The sequence below is a fragment of the Roseateles aquae genome (assembly GCF_032337115.1).
GTDB lineage: Bacteria > Pseudomonadota > Gammaproteobacteria > Burkholderiales > Burkholderiaceae_C > Roseateles_C > Roseateles_C aquae.
Genome location: NZ_JAVXZY010000002.1, coordinates 657,623 through 677,656 on the forward strand (window position 1 = coordinate 657,623; position 20,034 = coordinate 677,656).

Sequence of the window (20,034 nt, forward strand, 5' to 3'; positions counted from 1 at the left end):
GCGTGAAGGCGGGCGCGCCGGGCGTCCGCTTCAGCGCCAGCTTCAGCCTCAGCGCCGCAGTGCGTCGAAGGCCACGGCCTGGTTGCGCCCCGCCCGCTTGGCACGGTAGAGCGCCTGGTCGGCCTCGGCCACCAGCTGCTCTGGCGTGCTATCAGGCGCCACCTGCACGGTGCTGTGGCCCACGCTGATGCTCACCAGCGGCGCAGCCGGCGAACGCTCATGCGGCAGGGCCAGCCGATTCAAGGCATCGATGCAGGCCTGGGCCATACGCGCAGCGGCTTCCGCGTCGCTGTCAGGCAGCAGCACGGCGAATTCTTCCCCGCCGTAACGCGCCACCAGATCACCGGCACGCGCCGCCTCAGCCGCCAGGGCTTGGGCCACCAGCTTGATGCAACGGTCGCCTTCGAGATGGCCGTAGTGGTCGTTGAATTGCTTGAAGTGGTCGATGTCTATCATCAGCAGCGACAGCGGCAGGCCCTGGCGCAGGCCGCGCCGCCATTCGATGCTGAGCCGCTCGTCAAAGGCGCGGCGATTGGCGATGCCGGTCAGGCCATCCTTCATGCTCATCTGGCGCAGCTCTTCGGTGCGCTGCTGCACCTTGGCTTCCAGGTTTTCGTACAGCCGCGCATTGACCAGCGAAATGGCCGCCTGTGCGCTGAGCAGTTCCAGCGTCTGCTGATGCCGCGCGGTGAAGGCGTTCTCAAGCAGATTGTTTTCCAGGTAAACCAGCGCGACCAGCTTGCCCTGGTTCAGGACTGGCAGGCAGATCACCGACTTGGGCCGGCGCTCACGCAGATAGTGATTGCGTGCAAAGCGCTCATCGCTGGCCGGGTTGTTGAGGATGAGGGTGCTGCGGGTCAGCTTGACGAACTCGATCAGCGCACTGGGCAGCAAGGCGTGCGGCTCACCGGCCAGTTCGCGCAGTGGCAGGCTGATGCGCTGGCAGCTGATGCCTTGGCCGCTGTGCAAACCGCCCAGCGCCTCGACGATCAGCTGGTCGTCCTCATCGAGCACGATGGCGCCCTGCTCGGCGCCGGCGCTCTCCAGCAGCACGCCCAGCATCTGCTGCAGCAGCGATTCCAGCTGCAGTTCCTTGGCCAGCAGCTGATTGGCCTTGAGCAGCGAATGCAGATCAAGCTGGCCCGTGCCTTCCGAGCTGCTGCGCAGCGTGGTGGTGCGCCCGCTGCCCAGCGGCCTTTGCTCGGACAGCTTGAAGGCGATCTGCGGCCAGCGCTGCTCCAGCTGGCGGCACTTCTGCCAGGCACCCCAGCGGCGGTAGTGGTAATGCGCCTCGCGAATGAAGTTGCTGGCCAGCTGTTTTTGCTGCTGGGCCAACCAGAACTCGGCATAGCGCTCATTGGCCAGTGCCTCGCAGGCAACAAAACCGCTGGCCGCCGCCGCGTCGATCGCCTGGGCAAACAAGTCCATGGCGGCCCGCTCCTCGCCACGCACACGGGCCAGCTCGGCGGCAATCAGCAGCTGCTTGTGCAGGAAATTGCTCTCGCAGCCTTCGGCCCACTGCGCAAACAGCGCCAGCTGCTGCGCGGCCTGCGCCACCGCCTCGGCCCGCTCGGCGGGCTCGACAAAGCCCTCGCGCAGCCGGCCCAGCGCCACATAGAAATTGGCCTCAACGACCGACGGCCCGTCCGGCAGGCATTGCCCAATCAGCGCCAGATTGGGCGCGCATTGCTGCCACAGCGAAGCGCTGTCGAACAGATAGGCATGGCGCAGCATCGCCGTGCTGTACAGCGCCAGCGGAATCGAGGGGCTGCGGTAGTCGCCATTGAAGAAGGCGCTGCTGGAGCAATCCTCACTGTCGAAGGACAGCGCGCCCGTGGTGCGACCGCGCAGGGCCCGCAAGGGCTGCAACACGCCGTAGCGCAGCATGGCTTCGGTATGCGGCTGGCGGCTTTGCTGCAGGAAGCGCAGGCCCAGCTCGCTATCGATCTCCAAGGCCTCCAACTCGGCGCCGTGAACAAATCGATTGACCGCCAGCAACAGGGTCGCGTAGCCGGCCGACAGCGGATTGATGCCCAGCTGCCCCAGTTCCATGCCGCGCTGCAGATAGGGAAAGCTATCGGGCAGCGCTTCGCACCAGTGCTGGTAGAAGGCCGGAAAGTACTGGTAGACGGTGAGCCGGAAGTAGGGGTTGTCGCGCTGCTCGGCCAGGCTCAGCGCCAGCTTGCCCATGCGGTAGCAGTCCGGATAGGGCCGCTTCATCACCGACATCGCCGTCATATAGGCCACATAACCGATGCTGCTCAAATCGCCCTGACCATGCAGCAAGGTCGTGTGCACCATGCGGCAGGCCACCAGCACAAAGGCGGCGAAACGACCGGTCTGGTAGCTGCTGTGCGTCAGCGCGTAATAGAGCCGCATTTCCAGCAGACGCTCGGGCGCATTCATCTCGGCAGCCTGCAGCAATTCGCTCACGCTGCGCTGGGCCAGCAAGGCCTCGGTCTCGCCGAATTCCTGCTGGAACAAGGCACCGGCCGCCGCTTCGTCGTCGGGCAGCGGCCGCTCCAGCCATTGCAGCGCCTGCAGCAGCACCGGATGGGCATCGCCAAAGCGGCCCTGGATGTGGTACTGGTCGGCCTGTACCAGCGCCAGCTGAACCTTGGCCAGCGCATGGCCGCAGGCGGCGATGGCACCTGGATAGATCGCCTCGGCAGCGTCGAAATTGCCGGCCAGGTATTCGGCCTCGGCCAGCTCGCGGTAGACGGCCAGCGTCTGTTCGGGCTGCTGCTGCCAGGCGCGCTCGCCCAGCAGCGCAAGGGCCTGGCGCAGCAGCGCCACCGCCGCCGCAAACGCCGATGCCGCCTTGGCGCGAACGCCGCCACGCAAATTCAGCGCCAGCAACTGCTGGCGCTCGGCCGGGTCGGCCATCAGCGCGCTGGCCTGGTTCAGGCATTCGAGGATGATGAAGAGGCGCTGCTCCAGCTCGTCCGCAGAACTCGCCGCCAGCAGCGCACGTCCGCATTGCAGCTGCAGCGACGGCAGTTCGGCCGCCGGGGTCAGCTCATGTGCGGCCTGCTGCACACGGTCGTGGAGGAAGCGATAGCGAGCTGACTGCAGCAGCTCCGGGCTGTCCTCGAACTTGTAGTCCTCGTTCAAGGGCAGCACCAGCCCCAGCTGCAGCGCCGGCCAGAGCAAGGCGGCCGTCACCTGGGCATCGGCGCCGGCAATCGCCATCAGCTCGCGCAGATCAAAGCTGTCGCCCAGCAGCGCGGCGCGGGCCAGCAGGGCCTGGGTCGGCTCGGCCAGCGCGCGCAGCTTGTCCAGCATCAGCGTGACGACGTTGTCCGTCATGCCGCGGCGGCGGATCTGCTCGATATTCCAGCGCCAGACGCCCTCGCCACGCACATAGTGGATGTCGCCCTGCTCATGCAGGCTGCGCAGGAACTGGCCGAGGAAGAAGGGGTTGCCGCGCGTCTTCTCGAGGCACAGTTCGACCAATGCCTCGATCGCGCCGAGCTTGCAGCGCAAGGTGTCGGCCACCATCGCGGCCACATCCAGCGGTGCCAGATGGCCGAGTTGCAGATGCTCGACGCGGCGCCGTGCCAGCGCGGCGCGGCTGATCGCCAGCGGATGCTGTTCATCCACTTCGTTGTCGCGGTAGGCGCCGATGATCAGCACGCTGCGCTCGCCCTCGGCGCTCAGCAGATGCTCCAGCAGGCGCAGCGTCGGCGCGTCTGCCCATTGCAGGTCGTCAAGAAAAAGCAGCAGCGGATGGCTGCGCCGTGCCAGCGCGCGAACAAACTGCGCAAAGGCGATGTGAAAGCGCTTCTCGGTCTCGGCCGCCGGCAGCGCCGGCAGCGGCGGTGGCGCGCCAATCAGGAGGCTGAGATTGGGGATGATGGCCGCCACCGCGCCGGCCTGTTCACCGAGCGCCTCCTGCAGCTCGCTGCGCCAGTAGTGGCGGCGTTCCTCGCCCTCGATGGCCAGCTGCTGCATCAGCTGCTGGAAGGCCTGGATCAGCGCGGCATAGGGCTGGTTGCGGCTGTACTGGTCGCATTTGCCGCGCAGGAAATAGCCGCGCCGCGCCACCACCGGCCGGTGCAGCTCGCTGACCAGGGCCGTCTTGCCGATGCCCGAATAGCCGCTGACGAAGAGCAGCTCGGCCTGCCCGCTGCTGGCGCGCTCGAACGCCGCCAGCATCGTGGCCAGCTCCGCATCGCGGCCATAGAGGCGCTGGGCGACGCAAAAGCGCTCCGGCGTGTCGGCCTGCGCCAGCTCGAAGGGCTCGATCTGCTGGCCATGCAGCCAGCTCATCGCGCAGCGCTCAAGATCATGCTGCAGACCGAAGCTGCTTTGGTAGCGCTGGTCAGGGTGCTTGTCGAGCAGCTTTTGAACGATGGCCGACAGCGGCTCCGGAATGCCGGGGTCGAGCTGGTGCAGCGGCATCGGCGTGACGGCCAGCTGCGCATGCAGCAGGGTCATCGGGTCGCTGGATTGAAAGGGCTTGCGGCCACTGAACAGCTCGTAGAGCGTGACGCCCAGCGAATAGAAATCGCTGCGGTAGTCGACCTCCAGATTGGTGCGCCCGGTCTGCTCCGGCGCCATGTATTCCAGGGTACCGCGCAAGAGCACATCATCGCCGCGTTGCTGGGCATGCTCCAACCGGCTGGCCAGGCCAAAGTCGCACAGCTTCAGCCGCAACGTGGCCAGATCCACCAGCACGTTCTTGGGCGCGATATCGCCGTGGATCAGATGGTGCTGATGCACGGCGCTGAGCGCCCGGCACAGCTGCAGCGCCAGGCCCAGGCGGTCAGACAGATCCAGCGCCTGCCGCGCAATCAGCTCAGCGAGATTGGTGGCGGCAAAATCCTCCAGCACCAGCACCAGGCTGTGTTCAACCGGCAGCAGCGCCTCGGCCTTGATGATCCATGGCGAGTCGATGGCACTGAGCAGCTGGTACTCGTGGCGCCACCGCGCCAGCTGTTCCGGTGCTGGCTGCGCACTTTGCAGGTATTTGAGGACCACGCGCTGGCCTTCGGCCGACACGGCCGAGGCCACCACCGTCTCACCGACAGAGTAGATGGTGTCCTTGAGGGTAAAACCGGCAAGCTGCATCGGGTGGACCTGGCTAGGGCCTGTTAACACGACGTCTGTCTGTGCGAAAGGGGCTCCAAGGGCCCCAATCCAGGCGGACGACGCTGCCCAGGCTGGCCGCCTGGGCAAGGCGTTCAACACCGAGTGGGGCACTTGGAGCCCCTTTCCCGAAGGGTTGCCACACAAATCGCCGTGCTCGTCGTTGCAAAGCCTCGCCGGGGGATTGGCCCCGGCTTCGCTCATTGAAGCATTGGGCGCCTCGTTCACGGCGATTTGTGTGGCAACGCATCAGACAGACGTAGTGTTAACAGGCCTAGTCACCTCGGGGGCCGGCAAGCCGGTCCCACCCCGGGTGACTTTGTATCTTTAAGTACGCCGGATTATCGGCGTCGCCCCCGACAAGCTTGTGTCGGCGATAACAGCACTTGCGCAAAGGTCCGCTTTTGGTTCTGAGATCGCACGGCGGTGCGAGGGCCGGCCAGTTTTGGCGCTTGAGCCTTCGTTTTTTGCCGCTGCGCCTGCCCCTGCTCAGGGCAGCACCGCCGGGTCGGCCGCACCCAGCAACTTGTTCTGCGCCGCCAGCCAGGCCTGCAGTGGTGCGAAGTATTCGGTCAGCGCCGAGGCATCGAGCCGGCGCTCGCCGCTGAGTTGCTGCAAGGCATCGGACCAGGGCTTGCTGGCGCCCAGCGAAAGCATGGCCTGGAACTTGGCGCCGGCGGCCTTGCTGCCGTAGATCGAGCAGCGGTGCAGCGGCCCGGTCTGGCCGGCCTCGCGGCACAGCGCACGGTGGAACTGGAATTGCAGGATATGGGCCAGGAAGTAGCGGGCATACGAGGTGTCGCTGGCCACGTGGTACTTGGCCCCGGCATCGAAGCCCCCTGCCTCAGCCGGCAGCGGCCGGCGCACACCCTGCACCTGCTCACGCAGCTGCCACCAGACGCGGTCGTAGTCGTTCGGCGCCACCTTGCCGGCATAGACCTGCCAGCGCCAGTTGTCGACCAGGTAGGCAAAGGGCAGGAAGGACACCTTGCGCAGCGCCTGCATCAGCAGCGCGCCGGTGTCGTCGCCGCTGTCGTCCTCGGGCCGCATCAGGCCCAGCTGCTGCAGATAGGCCGGCGTGATCGACAGCGCCACGGTATCGCCGATCGCCTCATGAAAGCCGTCGTTGGCCCCTTCGCGGAACAGCTTGGGCTGCTTGCGATAGGCCAGGTCGTAATAGACGTGGCCCAGCTCGTGGTGGATGGTGTTGAAGTCCTCGTCATTCGGACGGATGCACATCTTGATGCGCACATCCTCCTGGGTATCGATGTCCCAGGCCGAGGCATGGCAGACCATTTCGTGGTCCGTGGTCTTGCTGAACACCGAGCGGGTCCAGAAGCTGGCCGGCAGCGCCTCCAGCCCCAGCGAGGTGTAGAAGCCTTCACCAATGCGCACCATCTGCTCGGGGCTGGGCTTGCGTTCGGCCAGCACGCGGCTCAGCTCATAGTCGCCGCCAGGCGTGCTGGGCTTGAGCAGCGGATAAAGGTTCTCCCAGCTCTGGCTCCACATATTGCCGAACAGATGGGCGGGGATGGGGCCGCTGGCCGGCACCACCTCGTGGCCATAGGCCTGACGCAGCTTGTAGCGGGCGTACAGATGCAGCGAGTCGTAGAGCGGCCGCACCTGCTGCCAGACGCGCTCCATATCGGCCGCGAAGGCCGCCTCGGGCATGTCGTAGCCGGAGCGCCAGAAGGCGCCGTTGTCGGCAAAGCCCATCGTCCGCGCGGCCTTGTTGGCCAACGCGATGTACTCGGCGTAATCGGCCTTGTAGGCCCGCGACTGGCTGTGCCAGCCGGCCCAGGCGTCCAGCAGCTGGGCCGGATCGCGGCTCTCGGCCAGTATCTTTTCCAGCGCGGCCAGGTCCTGGCATTCGACCGTTTGGCCGGCCTTCGCCGGCGGGCAGTACTTGGCCTTGCCATAGGCGCCATTGAGCTTGGCCTGCAGCAGCGCGAGGCGCTCGCGCTCGGCATCGCTGGCCAGGTAGGCGCTGTGGCGCAAGGCCTCCAGCTTGCGGGCCTCGGCCGGGCTCAGGCCCTTGCTGCTCAGGCGCCGCGCCGCCAGCGCCAGCTCGCCCGCTACCTTGGCCAACTGCTCGCCGGCCTGGGCGGTGATCAACTCGGTGTCATCGGTGATGAAGGTATCGGCCACCCACTGCGCGCGCTGCGCCTGGATGCCCAGCTTTTCCAGGCGGGCCTCGGCGTCGGCGATAAAGGCTCGCGTGCGCTGCGTGGTCGATGCTGCCGTCGCGGCCTGCGCGGGCTGAATACACAAGAGGACCAGCAGCGTGGCTGCCGCCGCCGTGAACGTGCGCCTGACGCGCGGTAGGTGACAAAGGCTGGTCATGGTGATCGTTGGAAGCGAGCAAGGCGCGCAGTGTAGCCAGCCGCCGTCGACGGGCCCAAAGCCACAGCAAGGGGTAATGAGGCTGGGCTTCAGGCCCCAAGCTGCAAGGCCTGCGTCCGAAGCAAAGGTCAATCGCAGGCTGCAGATGCGCCCAGCTCTGTTAAAAAGCGGGGATAGGGAGTTCACCCACGCAGTGGAACGTGCCAGCCGCAGCCTGATGGACTGCGGCTCGCCGTCCGCGCGAGGAGTCCGCCATGGCCGCTGCTGCTTCCGGCTTTGCTGCGCTCCCGCCTTTGCCGCCGGAGCGCGAGCGGCGCGGCGGCTGGCTGGCAGCACTGCGACAGGCCTATCTTGAGGCGCCAGATGAGTTGCAGCTTTGGTTGCCACTCGCCTGGCAAGCGCACGAGCTCGATCTGACAGAACAGTCCCAGGGTGCCGAGGCCGATGCATGCAGCCTGGATCTGGTCCTGTTGCTGTGCGAGTTGCTGCTGCAAGAGCGCCGATTTGATGCGGTGACCCGCTTACTCGAGTTGGCGCTTTCCTGGCCGGTGGCGGCAGATGAGCAAATTGCGCAGGCCGCGCTGCTGGGCCTTCAATGCCGCATGCATTGGCTGTTCCAGCGTCATGGCGAGGCCTTGCACTGCCTGGCCCGATTGACCGAACTGACGCAGCACAAGGCAGCCCCCTTGGCGCAGGCCCACCAGCGGCGCGCCTTCGCGCAGTCCTTGTTCGCGCAGCGTGAATACCGCCGCGCCATCGAGCTGTACCACGAGGCCATTGCCCTGCATCGCCAGGCCGAGCCGCACGGCGCCTGGATCAGCATGTACTCGCTGATTGCGGCCGCTCAGCGCAGCCTGGGCAACAGTGATGCAATGCTGCAGGCCTTCAGGAAGAACGCCGACGAAGCTGCCAAGCAAAGGCGCTGGTGGGCAGCCAGCAACGCCTGTACCGGCATCGCCGAGGAATATGCCGAGCGTGGCGAACTCGCGCTGGCCGAGCAAGCGCTGGCTGAGGCCCAAGCCTTCGCCGAACGGCCAAGCCAACGCCCCCTGTGGCTGGAAAAGGAGTTGTGGGCGGTCGACGCTGTCTGCGCGGCCCTGAGGCAGGACCACGCGCGCGCCGTGGCGATGATGAAGCGTGTCATCGCCCACAGCGATAGCAGCAGTTGGCGCGACAAGTCACGGCGCCTGCGCCAGCTGGTGCCTTGGCAGCTGAGATTGGGACAGGCCGCAGACGCCATCGCGACATTGGAGCAAGCCCATGCCCTGGAGCTCGAAGAGGCGCATGAGGTGGACCGCAAGGAGTTGGCCAGCCGGCTGCAGCGCGTCGAGCTTGAGCATGCCCGCGCCGAGCAATTGCGCAATGCCCAGCATGCGGCTGTGCTGGAAGCGCGCAACCAGGCCTTGGAACGCGCCTTGGCCGTGCAGCACGAACTGCAGACCGAGCTGATCGAGGCCAGCAAGCTGGCCACCCTGGGCCATCTCCTGGCCGGCATGTCACATGAACTCAACACGCCACTGGGCGTCACACTGACGGCCGTCAGCACCGTGGCCGATCTCAGCCGCCAGCTGGGCTCACAGATCAAGCAGGGCTCGATCTCCCGCCGCGAGTTCGTCCAGGGTCTGGGCCAGTGTGAGAACGGCGCCGAACTGGCGCGCAACAATCTGGAACGGGCCCTGGAACTGATCGCCACCTATCGCCAGCTGGACAGCCAGCCCCGCCATGAGCTGTGGGCGCAGGCGCAACTCGACGAGCTGATTCGCAGCACCTGGGCGCGCAGCGTCGATCCGCGCAGCGCCTTGCAACTGCAGGTCGACGCCGATCTGCGGGTGCCGGTGCACCAGGAAGCGCTGTGTGAAATCCTGCGCCAGCTGTTCCAGAACGTCGAACGCCACGCTTATCCGCCGGGCAGCAGCGGCCAGGTGCTGGTGCAGGCGCAGCGCCTCGGCGAGACGGTAAGTCTCAGCGTGACCGACCAGGGCCGTGGCATCGCACCGGACTTTCTGCCGCGCATCTTTGACCCCTACGAGTCCACACAGTTCGGCCAGGGGCGTAGCGGCCTGGGTCTGTTCGTCGCGCGGGCAGCTGCCGTCCAAGGGCTGGAGGGCAAGCTGCGCGCCAGCAGCCAGCCTGGCCTGGGCTGCCGCTTCGAGCTGAGCTGGCCGATCGGGTCGCTGACCAGGCCCGCCTAGGGCGCCGCCAGGGCGCCGCCAGGCCGCCGCCAGGCCGCAAAGGCGCGCAGAACCGGCGGCCACCCCGGCGACCCCATGCCTGGCGAGGCTGCCGTACTCGTCGCTTTCGGCCGCTTGACCATGAAGTGACTACAGGGTTTCAAATGCTGAGGCCCGCTCTTGCCGAGCCCTGCCTGTCCCGCTTTCGACGCGGCGCACCAATGCCGATTCACGCCCACCTCATACCCCTCATGCGCACCGACTCCACCGACCCGCTCCTGGCCTCAACCCCCCTGCTGGACCTGCAGCACCCCGCGATTCAAGGCCTGATCCAGCACCGCGGCTGGCACGATCTCAGCGATGCGGAGCAAATCGGCGCTGCCTATGATTTCGTCCGCAACGAAATCCGCTTCGGTTACAACCGCCGCGATGAAACGCCCGCCAGCGTCGTGCTGGCTGAGGGGATGGGCCAATGCAATACCAAGGCCATCCTGCTGATGGCCTTGCTGCGCGCGCTGGGCCGGCGCTGCGTGCTTCACGGTTTCACGATAGACAAGGACTTGCAACGCGGCGCCGTACCGCCCTGGGCCTGGCCGCTGGCGCCGCAACGCATCGTGCACAGCTGGGTCGAGGTCGAGTTGGACGGGCAGCGGCTGGAGCTCGAAGGCTTCATCCTTGACCAGGCCTATCTGGCAGCGCTGCAGAAACGTTTCCCGCTGCAGCAGCGCTTCTGCGGCTACGGTGCAGCGACGCCGGATCTGCAGAACCCGGACGTCGCCTGGTCAGGTCGATCGACCTACATCCAGCGCGACGGCATCGCCGAGGATTTCGGCTGCTATGACAGCCCCGACGATTTCTTCGCACTGCACCGCCAGGCACTGGGCCCGATACGCCAAAGCCTGTACGAGCATTTCATTCGCCACCGGATGAACGCCCGCGTGGCGACCATCCGTTCAGGCGGTCGGGTGGGCGATGCAGGCAGCAACGGCCTCAGTGCACCACCCGCCCGAAGCTGAACTCGCCGTCCAGCACATCGACCGGAATCACATCCTTGGGGCCGAAGCGGCCCTGCAGGATCAGCTTGGACAGCGGGTTCTCGATCCTTTGCTGGATCGCCCGCTTCAGCGGCCGGGCACCGAAGACCGGGTCGAAGCCCACCTTGGCCAACTCGGCCAGCGCTTCCGGGCTGACGTCCAGATGCATCTCCAGCTTGTCCAGCCGGGCATCGAGCTGACGCAGCTGAATCTTGGCGATGGCGGCGATGTTCCTGGCGTCCAGCGCGTGGAAGATCACCGTCTCGTCGATGCGGTTCAGGAACTCGGGCCGGAAATGCGACTTCACCTCGCCCCAGACCGCCTCGCGAATCACCTCCTGCGGCTCGCCTTGCAGCGCCATGATGTGCTGCGAACCGAGATTGCTGGTCATCACGATGACGCAGTTCTTGAAGTCCACCGTGCGGCCCTGGCCATCGGTGAGCCGGCCATCGTCCAGCACCTGCAAGAGCACGTTGAAGACGTCCGGATGGGCCTTCTCCACCTCATCCAGCAGCAGCACGCTATAGGGCTTGCGCCGCACGGCCTCGGTCAAATAGCCGCCCTCGTCGTAGCCGACATAGCCCGGGGGCGCACCGATCAGGCGCGACACCGAATGCTTCTCCATGAATTCGCTCATGTCGATGCGCACCATATGCTCTTCGCTGTCGAACAGGAAGCCGGCCAGCGCCTTGCACAGTTCGGTCTTGCCGACGCCGGTGGGGCCCAGGAACAGGAAGCTGCCCAGCGGCCGGTTCGGGTCGGACAGGCCGGCGCGCGAACGGCGGATCGCATCGGCCACGGCGCTGATCGCCTCGTCCTGGCCGACCACGCGCTGATGCAGCTTGGCTTCCATCTGCAGCAGCTTGTCACGCTCGCCCTGCATCAGCTTGGAAACCGGGATGCCGGTCGCGCGCGACACCACCTCGGCGATCTCCTCGGCACCCACCAAGGTGCGCAGCAGCTGCGGCGCGGCAGCGCCCTTGCCATCCTTGCCGGCCGCCTTCTTGCCGGCCTCCTTGGCCTGGGCCTCGGCCAGGCGCTTCTCCAGCTCGGGCAGCTTGCCGTACTGCAGCTCGGCGACTTTGTTGAAGTCGCCCTTGCGCTTGAGCTCCTCGATCTGGCCCTTGATGCGGTCGATCTCTTCCTTGACCTGGGCCGAGCCCTGGGCCTGGGCCTTCTCGGCCTTCCAGATTTCTTCCAGGTCGTTGGCCTCGCGCTGCAGCTTCTCCAGCTCTTCCTCGATCAGGCCGAGGCGCTTCTGTGAGGCCTCGTCCTTCTCGCGCTTGACCGCCTCGCGCTCGATCTTCAGCTGGATCATGCGGCGATCCAGCTTGTCCATCACCTCGGGCTTGGAGTCGAGCTCGATCTTGATCTTGGCCGCCGCCTCGTCGATCAGGTCGATGGCCTTGTCGGGCAGGAAGCGGTCGGTGATGTAGCGGTGCGAGAGCTCGGCCGCGGCCACGATGGCCGGGTCGGTGATCTGCACGCCATGGTGCACCTCGTACTTCTCCTGCAGGCCGCGCAGGATGGCGATGGTGGCCTCGACGCTGGGCTCGTCCACCAAGACCTTCTGGAAGCGGCGCTCCAGTGCGGCGTCCTTCTCCACATACTTGCGGTATTCGTCCAGCGTGGTCGCGCCAATACAGTGCAGCTCGCCGCGGGCCAGTGCCGGCTTGAGCATATTGCCGGCGTCGATGGCGCCCTCGGCCTTGCCGGCACCGACCATCGTGTGCAGCTCATCGATGAAGAGGATGATGCGGCCCTCATCGGCGGCCACCTCCTTCAGCACCGACTTCAGCCTCTCCTCGAAATCGCCGCGGTACTTGGCACCGGCCAAGAGGCCGGCCATGTCCAGCACCAGAACACGCTTGTTCTTCAGCGATTCCGGCACCTCGCCGTTGACGATGCGCTGAGCCAGGCCTTCGACGATGGCCGTCTTGCCCACGCCCGGCTCGCCGATCAGCACCGGGTTGTTCTTCGAGCGGCGCTGCAGCACCTGGATGGCACGGCGGATCTCGTCATCGCGGCCGATCACCGGATCGAGCTTGCCGGCACGGGCGCGTTCGGTCAGATCCAGCGTGTACTTCTTCAGCGCCTCGCGATTGCCCTCGGCCTCCTGGCTGTCGACCTTCTGGCCGCCACGCACCGCCTCAATGGCCGCCTCCAGCGCCTTGCGGGTCAGACCATGGCCGCGGACGATACCGGCCAGATCGGTCTTGGCGTCGGCCAGCGCGAGCAGGAACATCTCGCTGGCGATGAAATGGTCGCCGCGCTTGGCGGCTTCCTTCTCGGCGTTCTGCAAGAGGCTGATCAGGTCGCGGCTGGGCTGCACCTGCTGGCCCTCGCCCTGCACCTGGGGCAGGCCGTTCAGCGTGGTGTCCAGCGCCGTCTTCAGCGCGGCGATCTTGACGCCGGCCCGCTCCAGCAGCGCCCGCGGGCCGTCCTCCTGGCCCAGCATGGCCGTGAGCAGATGAGCCGGCTCGATATAAGGGTGGTCGCTGGTCACGGCCTGGCTTTGGGCCTCGGCCAGGGCTTCCTGGAAACGGGTGGTGAGTTTGTCGACACGCATGGCTGAAATCCTCCGATGCCGCTGCAGATGGGCCGCTCGGCGTCGATTTCAAGAGCCGGCGCGCAACTCGTCAAGGCCGCCGCTTGATCTGGCGCAAGCGCCGACAATGCGGCGATGAACACCGCTTCCCTCTGGGCCACCACCGTGCCCGTCTTTCAGCGTTATCTGGGCCAGCTGCGTGGCTGGCTGGATCTGGCCGAGGCGCGCCTCGACGGCCCGGCCCTTGCATCACTGCTGCAGTCCCGCCTGGCGCCCGATATGCATCCGCTGGCCAGCCAGATCGAGATCGCCTGCAATTTCGTGCCGCGTGCGCTGGCGCCCTTGCTCGGCCAGGCGCAGCTGCAGTACGGCGACTTCAAGCGCGATCTGCCCGGCTTGCGCGCCCGGCTGCAAGCCCGGCTGGCACTGCTGCAAACGCTGCGTGCTGATGAGCTCGACGCCCGCCCGCTGCCGTCCCTCGTGCACTTCGATGCCGGCCAGGCGCTTGGCCAGTTAGCGCCGGCCGACTACATCCACCAGTTCGCCCTGCCCAACTTCTTCTTTCACCTGAGCCTGGCCTATGCGCTGCTGCGCCAGGCCGGCCTGCCGCTGGGCAAGGCCGATTTCGACGGCCTTCATCGCTACGGGCCGGCAGACCTCAGTCCAGCCACCACTGCATCAGCCTGAGCCCGGCGGCAGCGGCGGCCAGCGAGCCCAGCACGTGGACGCTGGTGTGCGTCAGCGCCATCGCGAACTGACCGCGCTGCAGCAGCGTCAGCGATTCGCCGGAGAAGGATGAGAAGGTCGTCAGCCCGCCGAGGAAACCGGTCACGATCAGCAGGCGCAGCAGCTCGTCCGGCGTGCGGCCGAACCACTCCAGCGCCATCCCTGCCATCAGCCCGCCGGCCACATTCACCAGCAGCGTGCCCAGCGGAAAGCCCGGCCAGCTGGCATTGAACCAGAGGCCTGCGGCCCAGCGCGCCAGCGCGCCGATGCTGGCGCCGGCGGCAATCGCCAGCATCTTCAACGACAGCGCGTTCATGCCTTGGCGGCCACAGCCGCGTTGTTCGCCTGAATGCCCCAGCGCGCCAGCGCCTCGTCGTCGAGGCTGCGCGCATCGACCCAGTGCGCGCCATCGGGCCGGTGCTCCTTCTTCCAGAACGGCGCTTGCGTCTTCAGATAGTCCATCAGGAATTCGCAGGCCTGGAAGGCCTGGCCGCGATGGGCCGAGGCGACCAGCACCAGCACGATCTGTTCGCGCGCGGCCAAGGGCCCGACGCGATGGATCACCCGCGCCGCGCGGATGTCAAAGCGGGCAAACGCCGCGTCAATCATGGCCTCGATCGCCGCCTCGGTCATGCCCGGGTAATGCTCGAGTTCCATCAGGCTGACCGCCCGCCCCTCGCTGGCCTCGCGCACGGTGCCCACGAAGGCGACCACCGCGCCGATGCCACCATCGGCCTCGCGCAGCCGCGCCGTCTCAGTGCTGAGATCGAAGTCCTCGGTCTGGATCGAAACGCTTTTCATGGATCGGATTGTGCACCGTGCATAATCACTCGATGCCTGCCGCTGCCACGCCCAACGCCCTCCCCTCGCCCGCCGTGATGCTGGCGCGTGTCGGTGCGCTTGCCGTGGCCGCTGCTCGCAAATCCAAAAAACCGCAGCCGCTTATCTGACCGGCGCTGCAGCCGTGCTCAGGTAGGCCGCCGAGGCAGCTGAGCACCGCCGTCCGGCCCCTTCCCCACACGGTTCCTCCAGGTCTTTGTCGTACTGATGGAGTGAATGTGATCGTGCAAGACTTCTCCGGCCTCTGGATTCCCCTGGTGACCCCGTTCCACCACGGCGAGATCGACCATACCGCGCTGCAGAAGCTGGTCAAACGGCTGAAGGCCGATGGCGTCAAGGGCTTTGTCGCCTGCGGCAGCACCGGCGAGGCCGCGCTGATGGACGAGCACGAGCAGGACGCGGTGCTGGACACCATCTGTGCCACCGCCGGCGACGCGCCGGTGCTGATGGGAGTGTCCGGGCCGCGGCCGGCCATGGTCGCGGCGCGCATGCAGGACCTGGCCAAGCGCTACCCGCTGGCCGGCTATCTGCTGCCGGCGCCGTCCTATATCCGGCCTTCGCAGCAGGGCCTGCTCGGCTATTTCCAGGCGGTGGCCGACGCCAGCCCCCTGCCCCTGGTCGTCTACGACATCCCCTACCGCACCGGCGTCAAGATCGAGCTGGCCACCCTGCTGCAGCTGGCCGGGCACCCCAACATCCAGGCGCTGAAGGACTGCGGCGGCCAAATGCAGGCCACCCAGGCGCTGATCGAGGATGGTCGGCTGGCCGTGCTGGCCGGTGAGGACCACAACATCTTCAGCACGCTGGCCCTGGGCGGCGCCGGCGCCATTGCCGCCAGCGCCCATCTGGAGACGCGCCGTTTCCTGCAGCTGTTCGCGGCGCTGCAGGCGCAGGACCTGCCGGCTGCTCGGCAACTCTGGCAACAGCTCGGGCGCATCATCGGCCTGAGCTTTGCCGAGCCCAATCCGGCCCCGCTGAAGGCGGTGATGGCGCGGCTGGGCTGGATGCATGACGAGCTGCGCGCGCCCCTGCACAGCGCCTCGCCGGCGCTGGCCGAGCATTTTCTCGAGGCGCTCAAGCAGCTGCAGGACTGAGGCTCAGCCCGGCCGCGCAAGCAGTTCCAGGGCGGCGAGATCGAGCAGCTCGATCTCGCCATAATGCAGCGCCAGCAGTCGCTGCGCCTCCAAGGCCTTCAGGGCCTTGTTGACGGTCTGGCGGCTGACGCCCAGCATCAGCGCCAGCTGCTCCTGCGGCAGCCGCAGCCGGGTCGGCATCAGCTGCTCGGCGCGCTGCGCATAGCCGCTGGCCACCAGCAAGAGGCGCTTGGCCAGGCGCTGCTCCAGGTTCAGATGGGCCATGTCTTCCAGCGCCTCGAAGCTGTTGCGCAGCTTGATGCAGGCCAGCTGGGCGATCGCGCGCCAATGCTGCGGATGGGCGTTCAGCCAGTCTTGCAGCTCGGCGTGCGAGATCAGCCAGACAGAGGTCGGCCCCTCGGCGACCACATCATGGGTGCGTGGCAGCCCATCGATCAGCGAGATCTCGCCAAACCACTGGCCCGGCTCCAGCCAGGCCAGCAGCGCGACGCTGCCGTCAGCATGCAAGGCGCCCACCCGCAGCGCGCCGCTGAGCACACAGCACAGGTCGTGCGCCACGCCGCCGCGCTCGAACAGGGTCTGGCCGCTGCCCAGGAGGCAGCGCCGCCCATGCGCCAGCAGGTAGTCGCGCAGCGCCGGCGCACAGCCGGCCAGCCAGCGGTTGTGCTGCAGCAGGGTCAGTTCTTGCGTTTCCAGCAGATGGGCGGGCAGCATGGCGCTTTCGGACGGACTCAGGGTAAACGGCCAGCACGACTGTCCGGCATTTGACAGTCGCGATCTTCGCGCCGCTCTAAGCTGATCTCCATCAAGACAAGCCCTTGGCCGGCCCGCATCGCGCCGGCCCCGAGCGCCACCTCCAGGAGACCCTCATGGCCGCATCGCCGTTTCGCCCCGCCATTGACCTGATGGCCCAGTACGCCGCCTACCACCGCGACCGGCGCAATATCGCCACCCACTTCGTCGGCATCCCGCTGATCGTTTTCGCCATTGAGGTGCTGCTGGCCCGCGCGCAGTTCGAGCTGGGCGGCATGGCGCTCAGCGCCGCCACCCTGCTCTGGGCGGCCAGCACGCTGTGGTACCTGACCCGTGGCAATCTGGTGCTGGGCCTGGCCGTCTCTGTGGTCAACGGCGCGCTGCTGGCCGCAGCGATGCCGCTGGCGCTGGGCAGCACCAGTAGCTGGCTGGCCTGGGGGGTCGGCGGCTTTGTGATCGGCTGGATCATCCAGTTCATCGGCCATTACTACGAGGGGCGCAAGCCGGCCTTTGTTGACGATCTGGTCGGCCTGCTGGTCGGGCCGATGTTCGTCGTCGGCGAGGCCTTGTTCGCCCTGGGCTGGGGGCGCGAGATGCTGGCCGAGATCGAGCGCCGGGTCGGCCCCACCCATCTGCGTGACCTGGCCCACCCTGCCGCATGAGCGAAGCCGCCGTCGCCGGCTCGGCGCCGGTGCTGGTGATGGGCGCCGGCGCCATCGGCTGCTATCTCGGTGGCTTGCTGCAGGCGGCTGGGTTGGCGGTGGTTTTCGTCGGCCGGCCTCGCGTGCTCGACGCGCTGGCCGCTCACGGCCTCAATCTCAGCGACCGTGATGGCGGCCAACGCCGGCTGCGCCGCGAGGCCCTGCGCCTGGAAACCAGCATTCCCGCCGGCCTGCAACCGGCGCTGACCCTGCTGTGCGTGAAGAGCGGCGCCACGGCCCAGGCCGCCCAGGCCTTGCAAGCCCAGCTACCGGCGGGCAGCCTGGTGCTGTCGATGCAAAACGGCATCGGCAACGCCCAGCGCGCGGCGGCCGTCGCGCCGGATCTGCGTTTTCTGGCCGGCATGGTGCCCTTCAATGTGGCCGAGCTGGGGCCGGGTCATTACCACCGCGGCACCGATGGCGATTTGGTCGCCCAGGCCAACGCGGCGCTGCTGCCCTATGTCGAGCATTTCGGCCGCGCCGGCCTGCGGCTGCGCCTGGTCGAAGACATGCTGGCGGTGCAGTGGGGCAAGCTGCTCTTGAACCTGAACAACCCGGTCAATGCGCTGTCCGGACTGCCCTTGCGCGAGCAACTGCTGCAGCGCGGCTACCGACGCTGCCTGGCCGCTCTGCAGGACGAGGCCCTGGCACTGCTGCACCAGGCCGGCATCAAGCCGGCGCAGCTCACCGCGCTAGCGCCCGAGCGCCTGCCCACCTTGCTGCGCCTGCCCAATCCGCTGTTCCGCCTGCTGGCGGCGCGGATGCTGAAGATCGATGCGGCGGCCCGCTCCAGCATGGCCGACGATCTGGCCTTGCAGCGCGTCACCGAGATCGACATGCTCTGCGGCGAGGTGCAACGGCTGGCCCAGAAGCTGGGCCGCCAGGCGCCCGTCAATGCCCGCATCCAGGCGCTGGTGCAAGCCTGGCCGCAGCGGCCGCAGCCCTACAGCGCCGAGGAGTTGCTGCGCGCGATTGGCTAACTCCTTGAGTTAGCGCCCCCACTCTTGCAATGCCAGCGCCTCGGGCTTGCGTGTCGCACGTGGCGTGCTCTTCGCAGACGATATCTTGGGCGTCCCCAGGGCGATCCAGCCCAGCAGCGTCTCGCCGGGCGCGCAGAAGGCAGCCTGGATGCTTGCATCGCGAACCTTGGCGCCGGACAGCATCTTGCCGCCAAAGCCCAGCAGATGGGCGGCAGTCAGGAAGTTGCTGAGCGCGCCACCGACGGCCGCCCATTGCTCATGGGCCGGCACCAGCGGATGGCCCATATCGATGCGGGCCAGCACGGCGACCGTCAGCGGCGGCCGCAGCGCACGTTCGGCGTCCAGGGCCGCGCCGGCTTCGTCCTTGCCGGCCGCTCGCGCCGCGGCGGCGAACAGCTCCGCCATTCGCTGCCTGGCTGCGCCACGCACCAGCTTCAGGCGCAAGGGCATCAGCTCGGCATGATCGGGCGCACGCAGCGCCGCCTGCACCATCAGCGCCAGCTGCTCATCATTGGGCCCAGGCTCGACCAGATGCTTGGGCCCGACCGAGTAGCGGCCCAGCAAAGCCTGCAAGGCTTGAAGAGCCGGCGCGGAGGCAGCGTCCATTCAGCTGGTCTTGGAGATGGAGATGGTCGGGAACTTGGCCGAATAATCCTTGGCCTGCGCGGCAATTTTGGCCGCCACTTTGCGCGCCAGCTGCTTGTAGATGGCGGCGATCTCGCCTTCGGGCTCGGCGATCACGCTGGGGCGGCCAGCATCGGCCTGCTCGCGGATGGAGAGCGCCAGCGGCAGGCCGGCCAGGTAGTCGAGCCCGAACTGGGCGGCCATCTTCTTGCCGCCGTCGGCGCCAAAGATGTGCTCGGCGTGGCCGCAGTTCGTGCAGACGTGAACCGCCATGTTCTCGACCAGGCCGAGGATGGGCACGCCCACCTTCTCGAACATCTTCAGGCCCTTCTTGGCGTCGATCAGCGCGATGTCCTGCGGCGTGGTGACGATGATGGCGCCGGTCACCGGCACGCGCTGCGACAGCGTCAGCTGGATGTCGCCGGTGCCAGGCGGCATGTCGACGACCAGATAGTCCAGATCCTGCCAGCGGGTCTGGCGCAGCAGTTGCTCCAGCGCCTGGGTGGCCATGGGGCCGCGCCAGATCATCGCCTGGTCTTCATCGACCAGGAAACCGATCGAGTTCAGCTGTACGCCGTGGCTCTGCATCGGCTCCATGGTCTTGCCGTCCAGGCTGTCCGGCCGGCCGGCAATGCCCATCATCATCGGCTGGCTGGGGCCGTAGATATCGGCATCGAGAATGCCAACGCGGGCACCCTCGGAGGCCAGGGCCAGGGCCAGGTTGGCGGCGGTGGTGCTCTTGCCCACACCGCCCTTGCCCGAGGCGACAGCGATGATGTTCTTGACGCCTGGCAGCAACTGCACGCCACGCTGCACCGCATGGGCGACGATCTTGCTGCTGATCGCCACCTCGACCGACTCGACGCCGGCCACCGTCAGCGCCGCCTGGCGCAGCGCCTCGGCAAAGGCCTGGTGCTGGGTGGCCGCCGGATAGCCCAGTTCGAGCTCCAGGCTCAGCTGGCCGCCCTTGATGCGCAACGGCTTCAATTGCTTGCCGGCGGTCAGGGCCTCGCCGGTATGGGGATCGATGACGCTGGACAGCGCCTGCAGCACGCTGGCTTCTTGGATGGCGGACATGGGGGAATGCTTCGCAAAAACGGGATTGGCGCGCAGTCTAGCCCAGCGCCCA

The 20,034-nt window shown here is 67.1% G+C and carries 14 protein-coding genes; 6 read left to right on the forward strand and 8 right to left on the reverse strand.

All coding sequences use genetic code 11. The features are described from left to right. Positions 1 to 48: 48 nt before the first annotated feature. Together RQP53_RS08170 and RQP53_RS08175 are read right to left on the reverse strand one after the other, a co-directional pair. Positions 49 to 5,073: a diguanylate cyclase domain-containing protein gene (locus RQP53_RS08170; RefSeq protein WP_315649731.1), complete on the reverse strand. Its 5,025-nt coding sequence runs from the start codon at positions 5,071 to 5,073 to the stop codon at positions 49 to 51. Between the two features lie 507 nt (positions 5,074 to 5,580). Further along, positions 5,581 to 7,434 carry a M2 family metallopeptidase gene (locus RQP53_RS08175; protein WP_315649732.1) on the reverse strand — a complete coding sequence of 618 codons (1,854 nt, stop codon included), beginning with the start codon at positions 7,432 to 7,434 and terminating at the stop codon, positions 5,581 to 5,583. Between the two features lie 254 nt (positions 7,435 to 7,688). Between RQP53_RS08175 and RQP53_RS08180 the strand changes: the two genes are divergently transcribed. After that, positions 7,689 to 9,626 carry a sensor histidine kinase gene (locus RQP53_RS08180; protein WP_315649733.1) on the forward strand — a complete coding sequence of 646 codons (1,938 nt, stop codon included), beginning with the start codon at positions 7,689 to 7,691 and terminating at the stop codon, positions 9,624 to 9,626. A gap of 230 nt (positions 9,627 to 9,856) precedes the next feature. Next, on the forward strand, positions 9,857 to 10,621 hold the full coding sequence (locus RQP53_RS08185; RefSeq protein WP_315649734.1) for a transglutaminase-like domain-containing protein: 765 nt from the start codon (positions 9,857 to 9,859) through the stop codon (positions 10,619 to 10,621). Here the strand turns inward: RQP53_RS08185 and clpB are convergent. Continuing rightward, a complete protein-coding gene (gene clpB, locus RQP53_RS08190) occupies positions 10,596 to 13,208 on the reverse strand; it encodes an ATP-dependent chaperone ClpB (protein WP_315649735.1) in 2,613 nt (870 codons plus the stop codon). The two genes, RQP53_RS08185 and clpB, sit on opposite strands and share 26 nt — an antisense overlap. A 114-nt stretch (positions 13,209 to 13,322) precedes the next feature. Between clpB and RQP53_RS08195 the strand changes: the two genes are divergently transcribed. Next, a complete protein-coding gene (locus RQP53_RS08195; protein WP_315649736.1) occupies positions 13,323 to 13,874 on the forward strand; it encodes a DUF1993 domain-containing protein in 552 nt (183 codons plus the stop codon). Here the strand turns inward: RQP53_RS08195 and crcB are convergent. Together crcB and RQP53_RS08205 are read right to left on the reverse strand one after the other, a co-directional pair. Beyond that, positions 13,846 to 14,229, reverse strand: coding sequence for a fluoride efflux transporter CrcB (crcB, locus tag RQP53_RS08200; protein WP_315649737.1), 384 nt, complete (start codon positions 14,227 to 14,229; stop codon positions 13,846 to 13,848). The two genes, RQP53_RS08195 and crcB, sit on opposite strands and share 29 nt — an antisense overlap. Further along, positions 14,226 to 14,714 carry a molybdenum cofactor biosynthesis protein MoaE gene (locus RQP53_RS08205; RefSeq protein WP_315649738.1) on the reverse strand — a complete coding sequence of 163 codons (489 nt, stop codon included), beginning with the start codon at positions 14,712 to 14,714 and terminating at the stop codon, positions 14,226 to 14,228. The genes crcB and RQP53_RS08205 overlap by 4 nt, the downstream gene beginning before the upstream one ends. A 263-nt stretch (positions 14,715 to 14,977) precedes the next feature. On the opposite strand from RQP53_RS08205, the gene RQP53_RS08210 reads away from it, so the two are divergent. Next, complete coding sequence (locus tag RQP53_RS08210; RefSeq protein ID WP_315649739.1) at positions 14,978 to 15,847, forward strand: 4-hydroxy-tetrahydrodipicolinate synthase family protein; 870 nt, start codon at positions 14,978 to 14,980, stop codon at positions 15,845 to 15,847. A 3-nt stretch (positions 15,848 to 15,850) separates the two neighbouring features. Here the strand turns inward: RQP53_RS08210 and RQP53_RS08215 are convergent, their stop codons facing one another. Continuing rightward, positions 15,851 to 16,561 (reverse strand): Crp/Fnr family transcriptional regulator, encoded by a 711-nt coding sequence (locus RQP53_RS08215; protein WP_315649740.1) that lies wholly within the window; start codon positions 16,559 to 16,561, stop codon positions 15,851 to 15,853. Positions 16,562 to 16,716: 155 nt separating this feature from the next. Between RQP53_RS08215 and RQP53_RS08220 the strand changes: the two genes are divergently transcribed. Both RQP53_RS08220 and RQP53_RS08225 read left to right on the forward strand, forming a co-directional pair. Continuing rightward, the gene (locus RQP53_RS08220; protein WP_315649741.1) at positions 16,717 to 17,262 is read left to right on the forward strand and encodes an Mpo1 family 2-hydroxy fatty acid dioxygenase; all 546 of its coding nucleotides are present in this window, start codon (positions 16,717 to 16,719) and stop codon (positions 17,260 to 17,262) included. After that, positions 17,259 to 18,281, forward strand: a complete 1,023-nt coding sequence (locus RQP53_RS08225; RefSeq protein ID WP_315649742.1) for a 2-dehydropantoate 2-reductase — start codon at positions 17,259 to 17,261, stop codon at positions 18,279 to 18,281. The genes RQP53_RS08220 and RQP53_RS08225 overlap by 4 nt, the downstream gene beginning before the upstream one ends. Before the next feature lie 9 nt (positions 18,282 to 18,290). Here the strand turns inward: RQP53_RS08225 and RQP53_RS08230 are convergent, their stop codons facing one another. Both RQP53_RS08230 and apbC read right to left on the reverse strand, forming a co-directional pair. Then, the gene (locus RQP53_RS08230) at positions 18,291 to 18,887 is read right to left on the reverse strand and encodes a nitroreductase family protein (RefSeq protein ID WP_315649743.1); all 597 of its coding nucleotides are present in this window, start codon (positions 18,885 to 18,887) and stop codon (positions 18,291 to 18,293) included. Then, on the reverse strand, positions 18,888 to 19,982 hold the full coding sequence (apbC, locus tag RQP53_RS08235; protein ID WP_315649744.1) for an iron-sulfur cluster carrier protein ApbC: 1,095 nt from the start codon (positions 19,980 to 19,982) through the stop codon (positions 18,888 to 18,890). Positions 19,983 to 20,034 lie beyond the last annotated feature (52 nt).